Origin of the sequence: Acinetobacter sp. CS-2 (genome assembly GCF_016599715.1) — a bacterium.
GTDB lineage: Bacteria > Pseudomonadota > Gammaproteobacteria > Pseudomonadales > Moraxellaceae > Acinetobacter.
Genome location: NZ_CP067019.1, coordinates 774,716 through 787,185 on the forward strand (window position 1 = coordinate 774,716; position 12,470 = coordinate 787,185).

Below are 12,470 nucleotides of genomic sequence, written 5' to 3' on the forward strand. Positions count from 1 at the left end.
CTCTGGGACGCTTTTTTTATTGTTTTTATTTTCTATACTTAAAATGTAATTTTAAGTCGGGTGATTTTCTGTGGCACAAAAGAAGTGATAATTTATTGTCCTATTCCTTACATCGCAATAAAGCACTGCTTTATTTTTCCTCATGTCCTAAACTGATATTTTCATGACCCTATCTGCACTTATAGCAAGTTTTTAAACACGTAATATAACAATCAAGAAAAACAAAAGTGAATCTAATTATATCATTGCTAGATAGGAGTAAAGCATCATGAATGCAAAGGTCAATATGAGCAATCGTGCTGGTGCGAGTTTTCCTGTACGCCGCATGAACTTTGATTTTGAACACGTCCCGGAATACTGGATGAATGGTTCAGCCGGGTTGACACACTTTATGACAGCGCTATCAGCGTTATTTCCTGCAGGCGAAAAATTTTTTATCGACAGTGTTCGTGCCGTACGTCATCATCCTGCCTTAAAAGATAATGTAGAGTTACAAAAGGAAATCTCCGCTTTTATTGGCCAGGAAGCTATGCATACCCAGGAACATGTAGCTTTTAATGCATCAGCACAAAGATATGGGCATGATGTGGAGACCTTAGATCGCTATACTGATAAAGTGATTCAGACCACACGTAAATTGATGGCGAAAATAGCTAAACCTGTGGGTATTACTCAGGAAATGGTGGATTTGACTGCAACCACGGCACTTGAGCATTTTACTGCGACCATAGCATCGCAGCTTTTAAGCAATGCCCATATCCAGGAACTCATGACCGATGAAACCATGAAAACGATGTGGATGTGGCATGCAATTGAAGAAAATGAACATAAAGCAGTGGCATATGATGTATTCGAAGAAGTCTTTGGTAAGGGATTGAAGTCATATGCTCTGCGCACTTCTTCATTGGTGATTGCAATGGCCACTTTATTTATCGTACAAAGTTATTTCCTTGCACGTCTTTTAAAGCAGGATCAACAGCTTAACCTTGATTCACTGCAGGAGATTTATAGCTATGCCTATAGTCCATCTAAAGGCGTGATTACCGGTATGGGCAAGGAAATGTTGTTGTATTTCAAGCCAGGTTTCCATCCGAATGATGTCGATACCCATGGTTTACTGGAAAAATGGAAGGCTAAATTAGCCTTTTAAGCTGAAAAATGAGAGAGCGATAATGATCGCTCTTTTTTTTACTCGATTTTTATCACAAAGTTTTTATAATGCGAGGGTTAATTTTATATAAGATGAACGAAGATGATTCGTTTGATGCAAGCTGCGGATGTATTGACTGTAGCAAAGATTGAAAGATTGGTCCAAAGCCATCCCTGGACCGTTAAACAGTTTGAAGAAGCTGTCAGTAGTTATCAGAGCACAGTGATTGAACAAAATGGTCAGGTGGTTGGATTTTGTATTTTACAACCTGTGCTGGATGAAGCGAATTTGCTGTTGATGGCGATTGATCCATCTCAGCAGGGCAAAGGTCTAGGTTTTAAGCTACTGGATGCATCGCTTGCTATGCTGAAAAATAATCCCGTACAAATTTTTCTAGAAGTACGGGAGTCTAACACTCCTGCAATCAAGTTGTATGAAAAAGCAGATTTTCATCAAATCGATTTACGTAAAAATTATTATCCAAATCCGGATGGATCAAAAGAGCATGCCATCATTATGGTGAAAGCATGCACAGATGATTTTGCAAGTTTGTTTAAATAGGAATGGTGACATTACTTGATGATGGGGTTGTTCCAGCCCGAAGGTAATGTCGTCATCAGGGAGTTGCCCAATTGCTGAATTTCTTCAGGGTTCAGCAAGCGGTTTAAGCGTCGCCATTGCCCATCAATCAACAGTTCCAAAGGTACATATTGCGATTTATAGTTCATTTTATCGGAATGCGGAACCCAATAACCGAGATAGACATAAGGCAAACTTAAAGCTCTGACATGTTCAATCTGTTTGAGTACGGCAAAAACCCCTAGTGAACGGCGACTTTCATCAGGATCAAAGAAGGTATAGACCGCAGAAATTCCATCATCTAGCGGATCGCAGCTGGAAACAGCCAGCAGTTTGTCATCTTTCCAGAATTCGATAAAGAAACTGTCCGTACAGCTATGTACTAAAAATTTTTCGAATTGGTCCAGACTTGGTGGGAACATATCACCATCAGCATGACGTTCATTGATGTAGCGTTCATAGAGCTGATAATGAATGTTGGAAGCATCGGCTGTGCGGGTAATTTTGACCGTCAGATCCTGATTGCGTTTCCATGCCTTCTTTTGCGCATTGTTCATTTCAAATTCGGAAACAGGTACGCGGCAAGATAAACATTGACGGCAGAGATGGCATTCAGGACGATAGACAAAATCGCCACTACGACGAAACCCCAGACGTGAAAGTTCAGACAGGCTGACCACGTCAATGCGATGGGCAGGATCTAAAAAGACCATACGTGCCGATTTTTGTTCCAGATAACTACAGTTATGCGGTGGCGTAATGTAATACTGTAAATCATTGAGCAGGGACTTTGGGTGATATGAATTCATGGCAATCCCTCTTTTATTTTCATTCCATTAAACGCGCTTTTTGCGCTATTGTTTTACTTGAAAATACACCCTCTTGATATTTTTTCCAATCGATAGCGGACTGTTTTACAACATCTTGTAACGAATTAAGATATGCTTGGCGAGAAAGTGTACAGGCCCCCAGGCTGAGTAGATGATCATTGACCAATTGACAGTCAATCCAGGACAAATTATTTTCCTGTCCAATCAGCATTAAAGTATAAAACGCCATTTTTGAGACATCAGTTTGCGTGCTAAACATCGACTCACCAAAACAGCCGTGTCCAATGGTCACGCCATACAATCCACCAACGACTTTGCCTTCATCCCATACCTCAATACTATAGCCATAACCAGCTTCAAACAGCTGACAATATCCCTCAATAATGTCTTCCGAAATCCAGGTGTCATCGGCATAGCTGCGCGGCAGGGCACAAGAGCGGATGACCCGTTCAAAAGCCTGATTGACCGTGATTTGATAATCAAACTTTTTCATGTTTCGAATTAATGACTTACTCGGATGATAATCCTGCGGACGGATAATGCATCGTGGTTCCGGACTCCACCAGCAGATCGGTTCACCTTCAGAAAACCAGGGGAATAAGCCATGGGTGTAGGCTTCAAAAAGTGTAGAAGGGGAGAGGTCAGCACCGATGCAGATTAGTCCCTGGCCATCGGGATCAGCCTCGATGGGGTCGGGAAAAATGAATTCTGAGGGAGCTAATGGATGCATGGGATTCAGCCTGAACGAGAAAAGTAACTGGCAATAAACATTTATGATTTTTATCATACAAAAAAAAACCGCCCAAAGAGGACGGTTTTTTTGAGTTGAATTGATTTATTTAAATCAGTCAGCCAAAGCATCTAGATATTTCTCGGCATCTAACGCAGCCATACAGCCTGAACCTGCTGATGTAATGGCTTGACGGTAAACGCTATCAGCGATGTCGCCAGCAGCGAAGACACCCGCAACAGAAGTCGCAGTTGCATTACCCGCCGTACCACTTTGGACCTGGATATAACCGTCACGTAAGTTCAACTGACCTTCGAACATTGCACTGTTTGGTTTGTGACCGATGGCAACAAACATCCCGGTCACTTCAACGTCTTGTGTTGAATCGTCTTGGGTTGATTTTAAACGAACAGAAGTTACGCCAGATTTTGCATCGCCCAGAACTTCTTCGACCTGATGATTCCAGATAATACTGATTTTGCCTTCTTTTTCTTTAGCAAAAATATGATCTTGAAGGATTTTTTCAGAACGCAAGAAATCACGGCGATGAACCAGAGTCACATGCGAAGCAATATTAGAAAGATAAAGTGCTTCTTCTACAGCAGTGTTACCACCACCGACCACCATCACTTTCTGGTTTTTATAGAAGAAACCATCACAGGTTGCACATGCACTTACCCCTTGACCCATAAATGCAGCTTCAGACTCAAGACCTAAATACTGCGCTGTCGCACCAGTGGCAATGATGAGAGCATCACAGGTAAATTCTTCCATATCACCTTTCAGCACAAATGGGCGAACGCTTAAATCAACTTCGTTGATATGATCATAGACAATGTCGGTGCCAAAACGTTCCGCATGTGCCTGCATGCGTTCCATTAGCGCAGGACCGGTCAGACCTTCAGGATCACCCGGCCAGTTATCTACTTCAGTGGTTGTAGTGAGTTGTCCACCCAGTTGCAAGCCTGCAATCAGGGTTGGCTTCAAGTTTGCACGCGCTGCATAGACCGCTGCGCTATAGCCAGCAGGACCCGAACCTAAAATAATCAGTCTTGAGTGACGTGCGCTCATCCGCTGCATCCTTTTTTATTTAGAAATTTGTGGAATTATACGTGAAACTGTATAACAGTGGTGTGCGATTAAAGTCGATATTATTGATCATACAAATCGATTTGAGCTATATAGAACAACAGTGCTGTGCTAGATACTCAATCTGGTATATTTCTAAGCAGCAGCCACTACATAATATTGCATCTTTTTTTGTGGAACAGGTGCATAATACGCGTTTATTGTGAAACTATTTTGTCTTAGTTTCTTACAAAAACATGAATGAAAAATTGGTTACAGGACAGTATATGACTGCGGTGTCGAGTGTTTATGCACAGCGCTTAATAAAGACATTATTTTTAGTTTCATTTGGAATTTATTTATTCCTTGCAACAGTGACCTATACGCCTTTTGATCCGGGCTGGATGCACATTTCCAGTGATACCCAGCATGTATCGAATGCCAGCGGAGTTGCCGGGGCGTGGATTGCAGATTTACTGTTCGGTTTCTTAGGCTGGGCAAGTTTGCTCATTCCAGTTTTTCTCTTCGTTGAGGCAATTCAGGTCTGGTGGCCGTATAGCTTTTTGAATAAACCTTTTCGCTATGCTGCACAGTTCTTTATTTTACTGGCGACAGCAAGTCTGTTGTATCTGTATTGGCAAGTGCCTGCAGATACGCTGGATAATTCGTCGGGCGGGATCATTGGCTATGAGTTGGGGCAAAGTCTTACCCAGATTTTAACCATTTATGGTGCAACCACTTTTCTACTGCTGTTTTGGCTGGTTTTATTCACCTTTGCATTTGGGGTGAAGTGGAACAAAACCTGGGTTACGCTTAAGGCGACACCTGCTTATTTACAAGACTTATTTTATAAAAATGTGCCTGAAGCCGAATCTGCATTTGACCGGACCAATCCTGAAGTCAAAAAATCATTGGTAAATAACAAACAAAAAACAGCCACAGAAAAAGTAACAGTAGTAGCCGAACATAAGGAAGTAGAATTGTCACCAGTCGTTCGTGATCCGGCTGCAGAGCGCCTGTTCGATGACATGGTTGAAAAAGAGCAGTGTGCGCAGCAACAACTGGTGGATGATGAAGATGAGGCAGAATTTGAACAAATTCTAGAAAAAGCCCATCGTCTGGAACAAAATACGCATCGTGTTGTGGCGACAGGTGAAGTGTGGCGTGCATTACATGCAGATGAAAATCAAAATCATAACCAAGATATTGATGCACTGTTAAAAGCGGCTGAAGAATCTGGACCCCATACACCACATGACCATTTTCAGGCATTTGTTGATGAGCAACCTGCAGCAACGACTCCGCAGACCTCGAAGCAAAATCTGGATTGGGATGATGACGAAATTTTTGATGAATTGCTTGCAGCTGTGCCGGGTGGAAAAACGGCAACAGATGTACATACGCCATTTAATTCTGTGAATCCAGAACCAGCAGTAGTCATCCCTGAAGAAAAAATTCTGACAGCATCTGCAAGTATCACGGTATCGCCATCACTGAATCATAATACGCCTAAAAATAGCGCATTGGATGACGAGTTTGATGATCTGGATGATCTGTTGGTAGATGATTTACCAATAGATAATTTACCAGTGGACCACTTGGAGCCAGCAGCGCCTGTGGCACGTACTACGAGTAGTTATGCTCAATCTTCAGCCTTTGTGCGTGCAGAAATCAATACTCAATTGCAGCCGCAATCCACCATTTCTGAAGATGAAAAGGCGTTGATTGCTGCCAACAAAGATGCCTTCCGTGAAGTTTGGCAGGAAACGGCTGGAAAACCTGTCGACGAGCTTGAATTGGATGAAGATGATTTTGATCTGGATGCCCCTTTAACCGATGCCATGGGTCGTCCGATGTCTCGTTCCATGCAGGTGGCGCAAAAACGTCGTGATTTGCCGCCATTGCCAGGTCTGGAGCTGCTGGATGAGGTTGACCCTAACAAGAAGGTGAATTTCACTGCCGAGCAATTGGCACGTTTATCCGAGTTACTTGAAATTAAACTGCAAGAGTTTAATGTGAAAGCCAAAGTGATAGAAGCACAGCCTGGCCCTGTGGTGACACGTTTTGAGCTGGATTTGGCACCGGGGGTAAAAGCCTCTAAAGTGACCAATATTTCACGTGACTTGGCGCGTTCAATGTCAATGGCATCGGTACGTGTAGTCGAGGTCATTCCTGGTAAACCTTATATCGGTATTGAAGTGCCGAACAGTAGCCGTGAAATGGTTCGCTTGATTGAGCTGGTACAGATTCAAAAATTCAATGATCCGGATGGCATTCTTTCCATGGCCATGGGTAAAGATATCTCGGGTAATCCTGTGATTACCGAACTGGGTAAAGCTCCGCATATGCTGGTTGCCGGTACAACGGGTTCTGGTAAATCGGTTGCGGTGAACTCGATGATTCTATCGATGTTGCTGAAGTATACTCCTGATCAGCTGCGTCTGATCCTGATTGACCCGAAACAGCTGGAACTGGCCAACTATAACGATATTCCGCATTTGCTCACGCCAGTCGTGACCGACATGAAAGATGCAGTCAGCGCTTTAAACTGGTGTGTCAATGAAATGGAACGTCGCTATAAGCTGATGTCTTTCCTGAAAATCCGTAAGTTGAGCGACTATAACCGTAAGGTTGAAGAAGCGATTGCCAATGGTGAAGAACTGTTTGACCCGACCTGGAAAGCCAGCGAATCGGTTGTTGGTGAACGTGCACCGCGTCTGACTCCATTGCCATCTATTGTCATTGTGGCGGACGAATTCGCCGATATGATCATGCAAGTGGGTAAAAAAGCCGAAGAAATGATTACCCGTTTGGCGCAGAAATCTCGTGCTGCCGGTATTCACCTGTTACTTGCGACACAGCGTCCATCAGTGGATGTGATCACCGGTTTGATTAAAGCTAATATTCCAACCCGTGTAGCATTGCGTGTGAACTCGAAAATTGACTCGCGTACCATCCTGGATGCCGGTGGTGCAGAAGACTTGTTAGGTCATGGTGACATGCTGTTTCTCGGCCCAGGCAAGATTGAACCGGAACGTGTGCACGGTGCCTTTATTGCCGATGACGAAGTGAACCGTATCTGTGATGCATGGCGTGAACGTGGCGCACCAAACTATGTCGATGAAATCTTAACGCCATTTGATGAAGAGCCAAGTAGCCGCGGCTTTGAGGATGGTGAGGGTGGTTCGGACCGTGATGCGCTTTATGATCAATGTGTATCTTTTGTGCTGGAAACCCGTAAGGCATCCACGTCTTCGCTACAGCGCAAGTTTAGCCTGGGTTATAACCGTGCTGCACGTATTATTGACCAGATGGAAGAAAATGGCATTGTTAGCGGTATGGGTGCCAACGGTAAACGTGATATTTTAATTTAAGTGTAAATATCTTCCAAGGGCCTGCAAATGCAGGCCTTTTTCTTGAGCACAATTGGACGATATCAGGTAAATTAAGTGAATATTCATGAAAAACAAAAGTATCATGCAGCTCAGGGAAAGACTGAAATATTTCATTAAGGATACAGATAGAGCATGAATATTGTCATGGCGCTATTTCCATTGATCATTTTGATTGCAATGGGATATCTACTTAAACAGACGCGTTTTGTCACAGATGAATTTTGGGGAAACTCGGAAAAGCTCAATTATTTTATCTTGTTTCCTAGCTTGCTCTTTTTGAATTTATCTCATGTCGAGCTGGAGATGGCTACTGTATCGAGCATGCTGGGAATCTTGATTCTGGTAATTTTGCTGGCAGCTATGGCTCTTTTTCTGGTTAAAAAAATCTATAACATTCCGGTACAGCGTTTCGGCGTGTATATGCAAAGCCAGGTACGTTTTAATACTTATATCGGCCTGTCGCTCATGGCATCTTTATTTGGGCCGAAAGGCATGCAAATGTTTGCCATGCTAATCGCTATCGCGATCCCTTTGGTCAATATCTTGTCGGTACTGGCATTATCCAGTTTGAGCTGGAACACACTTGGAAAAACAGTTATTTCGATTACAAGAAATCCATTAATTCTCGGCTGTATTGTTGGCGTAGGTTTCAATCTACTGAATCTGCCCTTAATTGATGGGATAGGGCAACTTGTGAAATTACTCGCTGCAATGAGCTTACCTTTGGGTTTGCTGTCAGTGGGGGCAGCATTGCAATTTGATCAGTTTAAAACCAATATCTATCGTTTATTGATGAATGTGTTTGGGCGTTTGCTCATCATGCCCATTTTGGCATTTGCCGTATGCCAGGCTTTTGATTTAAGTTATTTAGAACGCATGATTTTAGTGGTATTTTTTAGTTTGCCAACAGCTTCAGCCGCCTATATTTTAACGCGGGTATATCAGGGTGATCATCGATTAATGGCGGCTGTAATTAGTTTGCAGACACTCTGTTTTGCGGTGACTTTTCCGGCATTGATGCTATTGTTGCCTTAAAATAAAGGCTTAAAAGAAAATTATTTTGATAAAAAAAGCCTGGCTGTTCTATGCAAACGGCCAGGCTTTTTATGTTTTACTTAAGCAAACTTGGCAAGCACTTCCAGAAAGCCTTCGCTTTGACGCGGGTACTGTGCAATCACATCATGAATGCGTTGACCTTCAGGATTGGTGGCATTGACATCACGGCCATCGGCAACGAATTGAGTCAGTAAACGCTCATAATCATTTGGACGCATGTGCTTGAATGCATGATAAAGCACATGAAAATCAGCATTAACGCCTGCAGGAGGTAGCTGGGTTAAGTAGGCAAATACACGCTCATCTGACCATTCTTCATTGAACGTTGCTGGCTGAGATAATGCCATCGCAATCTCCTTGGTATACTGATTAAAATAAAAAAGGCAAAATATGAGGCTAGACAAAGCGGTTTTGCTCGACCTTGCCAACTTGAAGCACAGCTTCTCGTCTTTCGGCTGACTAAGGCAGTACCTAAATCGTTCAGGCACTTCGAAGCAAAGCTTCTCGTCTTGCGCCTGAACAAAGCAGTGCTTTGTTCAGGCTCATATTTTGCCTTGATTCAATTTGCTTGACTAATCAGAAATCAGATTATCGCTCTTCAGGCAAATTGATATTCATTTCTAACATTTCAATATTGGCTTCAGAACGAACCGACATTTGAATGTGTTGTTCATCTACACCACGGACATAGCGGTTGACTACCTGCATGATTTCTTTCTTCATGAGGTCAATCTTTTCCTGACTTAAGCGTTTGCCTAGACCCTGTTCAGAGGCGACAATGACTTTTAAGCGATCTTTAGCAGTCTGTGCACTTGATGGTTTATCCTCACTACTAAAAAGTTTACTCCAGAATCCTGCCATTTCTTACGCTCCAAATAGTCTTGCTAACCAGCCTTTAGGTTTGACTTCAATATGACGGTAAGGACGTTCTTCACCCAAAAAGCGCGCTACAAGGTCATCATAAGCCTGACCTGCAGCTTCTTCAGTAAACAGAATAACCGGTTTACCTTCATTAGACGCTTGCAGTACGCTCTTACATTCAGGAATCACACCTAGTGTAGGGACACGTAAGATATCTTTAGAAATATCGTCAATGGTTAACATTTCTTGTTTATCGGCACGTTCAGGGTTGAAACGTGTAATACAAAGATGCTTACGGATGCGACCTTCGTTCTGTTCTACCTTTTTGGTTTTGCTGTCCAGCATACCAATAATACGGTCAGAGTCACGTACAGAGGAAATTTCCGGGTTGGTCACAATGATCGCTTCATCTGCATGATACATGGCCATGATGGCACCACGTTCAATCCCTGCAGGCGAATCACAAATAATATAATCAAACTCTTGAGAAAGTTCATCCATAACGCGTGCAACACCTTCATCGGTCAAGGCATCTTTGTCACGGGTCTGTGATGCAGGCAAAATATATAAATTTTCAATATCTTTGTCACGAATAAGTGCTTGTTGAAGACGCGCTTCGTTATTCAATACATTCACAAAATCATAAACAACGCGACGTTCACAACCCATAATTAAATCAAGGTTACGTAAACCCACGTCAAAATCGATCACAACAGTTTTGTGACCACGAAGGGCTAAACCTGTTGCAAAAGATGCACTTGTAGTAGTTTTACCTACACCACCTTTGCCTGATGTTACGACAACAATTTTCGCCACCGAATCCACTCCTGTTATGGTTCAAACCCCTTTTTAAATATGGGGCTTTTGGTGTTTATTTATACATTAAAACTCGAGAACTTCAAAGACAAGTTCTTGATGATCATTCAAGTAAATATGGACAGATTTTTTCAGGACATGTTGTGGAATGTCATCTGCCACACAATATGTCCCTGCAATCGATACCAGTTCTGCTTCCAGTGAATGACAGAAAATACGCGCTGCACCATTCCCGCCTGCGCCGGCGATGACTCTACCACGTGCGCTACCATAAATATGTATATTTCCTGAAGCAATGACTTCAGAGCCGCTATTGATTCCGGCGTTAAGAATAATATCGCCATGATCCTGAACCAGGCATTGACCGGTGCGCAAAATTTCATCGTGATAAGATGTCACATGGCTGATGACACGACTTGGTTTGACGGGCTCTTCTTCAGCATCTTGGGGCAGGGCAGAGTCAGCTTCAGGTTTGGCCTCAACCACTTGTTCTTTGGTCGCTTTAATACGCTGTAAGGGTTTGTTGTCTGCGGGCAGAATAGGAAACTGAATGGCCCGGGCTTCATCGGAAAGAATACCGTCAATCACGCCCATCGGCTGTAGATCCAGACTGATCAATAGCTGAATCAGTGCAATCAGTTCCTGTTCTACCGTGCTGTCAATAATGACCAGCGTGCCATGAGAAGCAGTTTCTTGGAGCATTTGAGTTAATTGCTGGCGGATTGCATTGTGATCATTGGTGTCAAAAGTTAATCGGGTAAAATTAACCATTCTGCCTGTAATCCGTATATCAGCCATAATTATTCCTTAAGACTTCTGACTCATTAATTTTATGTCGAAGTGATGTTGTAAATAGAGCAAATGCTAGAACAAATTGCAGCTTTTCTCTAGCCACGTTTTCAATATTTTTAATCTCATGATCATTCTTTAACTTGATCATGCTGTTCCAGGATTTGTTGCCATTGTTTTACTTTTACCTGTTTGCGAATGGCTTCTAAACTCTCAAAAACAGCCGATTCCACCAGGTTTTCCACATAGGTATTATTTTCAAATTGTATTTGACTGATTTTATTTGAAATTTCTAAATATGCCAGATTTTTTTCATTTTTATGACCGTATGCAAAAGGTTCAATCAGCCCTAGCGTAATATTTTCTCCCAAACGTTGTCCAATGCTCTGGATTTGTTGCTCGATGCGTCCCCCCACAATCGGAATCAGGCGCAATAATTGGGTCAGTTCAGGGGTATCTTCAATGGCACGATTGACAATGTCGCCGACATTTTCGGCAATCATGATTTTTTGCGCTTGCAGCTCTTTGCCTAAAGACTCTTGCAAAATATCCGCCAGGGCAGCGGCAAACATATCACGGTGATGGGCAACCAGATCTTCAATCAGTTTTTTATGTGTGGTACTGGTAGAGAGCTCACGTTTTATGCCATCTAAGACCGTAAGTACAATACGGCTGGTGAGTTCTTCAAGCACCATGTGGTAATAGAATTTAGCCCGCCGATACCAAGCGTCCGGAATGACTTTATAACCATGCTGGTGCAGGTTGTAGCCGATGGCCCCGGCACGTAATAAACGTAAGAAACGCAGCTGCGGAATAATGGAGAGAATTTCGTACCAGTGAATAAAGGGAAAGAAAAACCAGCGCTTATGATGTTGCCCAATGACCGCAATTACCCAGCGGGCCAGCAGTTCAATGACCAGAAAACTGGTAAACCAGCTTTCGGTAATGATGACCCAGGGACGCAATGAGTTACGGTAAAACTGTAACAGTTCAGGAAGATGAATGAAGTCAAACAGCCAGCCGCCAAAATCACTCATCAGAATGGCATTGGCACTAAGACAGAACAGGTTGATGATGATCAGAATCATCATAAAAATGTCATAGCCCAGTGCGACTTTCCATCCCCAAGTGCCTTTTTTTACAAAAGAAAAGGTGGGGGATGTGATCTGGTCGTCTTGCTTCATTTTCTTCCTTGC

12 protein-coding genes are annotated in these 12,470 nt (G+C 42.9%); 4 read left to right on the forward strand and 8 right to left on the reverse strand.

The genetic code is table 11. The features are described 5' to 3' along the window. The first annotated feature begins 268 nt into the window (after window positions 1-268). Window positions 269-1,150: a metal-dependent hydrolase gene (locus tag JFY49_RS03570; RefSeq protein WP_200223817.1), complete on the forward strand. Its 882-nt coding sequence runs from the start codon at window positions 269-271 to the stop codon at window positions 1,148-1,150. A 102-nt stretch (window positions 1,151-1,252) separates the two neighbouring features. Then, window positions 1,253-1,711: a ribosomal protein S18-alanine N-acetyltransferase gene (rimI, locus tag JFY49_RS03575; protein ID WP_200223818.1), complete on the forward strand. Its 459-nt coding sequence runs from the start codon at window positions 1,253-1,255 to the stop codon at window positions 1,709-1,711. Between the two features lie 11 nt (window positions 1,712-1,722). On the opposite strand, the gene JFY49_RS03580 is transcribed toward rimI, so the two are convergent. The 3 genes from JFY49_RS03580 to trxB all read right to left on the reverse strand — a co-directional run bounded on the left by JFY49_RS03580 (window position 1,723) and on the right by trxB (window position 4,360). Further along, complete coding sequence (locus tag JFY49_RS03580) at window positions 1,723-2,538, reverse strand: arginyltransferase (protein WP_180043008.1); 816 nt, start codon at window positions 2,536-2,538, stop codon at window positions 1,723-1,725. 19 nt (window positions 2,539-2,557) lie between these two features. Continuing rightward, the gene (aat, locus tag JFY49_RS03585) at window positions 2,558-3,289 is read right to left on the reverse strand and encodes a leucyl/phenylalanyl-tRNA--protein transferase (RefSeq protein WP_200223820.1); all 732 of its coding nucleotides are present in this window, start codon (window positions 3,287-3,289) and stop codon (window positions 2,558-2,560) included. A 114-nt stretch (window positions 3,290-3,403) separates the two neighbouring features. Beyond that, complete coding sequence (gene trxB / locus JFY49_RS03590) at window positions 3,404-4,360, reverse strand: thioredoxin-disulfide reductase (protein WP_180081831.1); 957 nt, start codon at window positions 4,358-4,360, stop codon at window positions 3,404-3,406. Between the two features lie 284 nt (window positions 4,361-4,644). Here trxB and JFY49_RS03595 point away from each other — a divergent pair, with 284 nt between their 5' ends. Continuing rightward, window positions 4,645-7,731, forward strand: a complete 3,087-nt coding sequence (locus JFY49_RS03595; protein ID WP_200224787.1) for a DNA translocase FtsK — start codon at window positions 4,645-4,647, stop codon at window positions 7,729-7,731. 153 nt (window positions 7,732-7,884) lie between these two features. Further along, a complete protein-coding gene (locus JFY49_RS03600; protein WP_200223822.1) occupies window positions 7,885-8,787 on the forward strand; it encodes an AEC family transporter in 903 nt (300 codons plus the stop codon). An 80-nt stretch (window positions 8,788-8,867) separates the two neighbouring features. On the opposite strand, the gene JFY49_RS03605 is transcribed toward JFY49_RS03600, so the two are convergent. The 5 genes from JFY49_RS03605 to JFY49_RS03625 form a co-directional block, all read right to left on the reverse strand. Then, window positions 8,868-9,155 (reverse strand): PA4642 family protein, encoded by a 288-nt coding sequence (locus JFY49_RS03605; protein WP_086196432.1) that lies wholly within the window; start codon window positions 9,153-9,155, stop codon window positions 8,868-8,870. A 241-nt stretch (window positions 9,156-9,396) separates the two neighbouring features. Further along, entirely contained in the window at window positions 9,397-9,669 is a 273-nt protein-coding gene (gene minE, locus JFY49_RS03610; RefSeq protein WP_086196431.1) for a cell division topological specificity factor MinE, read from the reverse strand. Between the two features lie 3 nt (window positions 9,670-9,672). Next, window positions 9,673-10,485: a septum site-determining protein MinD gene (gene minD, locus JFY49_RS03615; protein WP_086196430.1), complete on the reverse strand. Its 813-nt coding sequence runs from the start codon at window positions 10,483-10,485 to the stop codon at window positions 9,673-9,675. Between the two features lie 66 nt (window positions 10,486-10,551). Next, window positions 10,552-11,283, reverse strand: coding sequence for a septum site-determining protein MinC (gene minC, locus JFY49_RS03620; protein ID WP_200223823.1), 732 nt, complete (start codon window positions 11,281-11,283; stop codon window positions 10,552-10,554). A 122-nt stretch (window positions 11,284-11,405) separates the two neighbouring features. Next, on the reverse strand, window positions 11,406-12,458 hold the full coding sequence (locus JFY49_RS03625) for a preprotein translocase subunit SecA (RefSeq protein ID WP_200223824.1): 1,053 nt from the start codon (window positions 12,456-12,458) through the stop codon (window positions 11,406-11,408). Window positions 12,459-12,470: the final 12 nt, after the last annotated feature.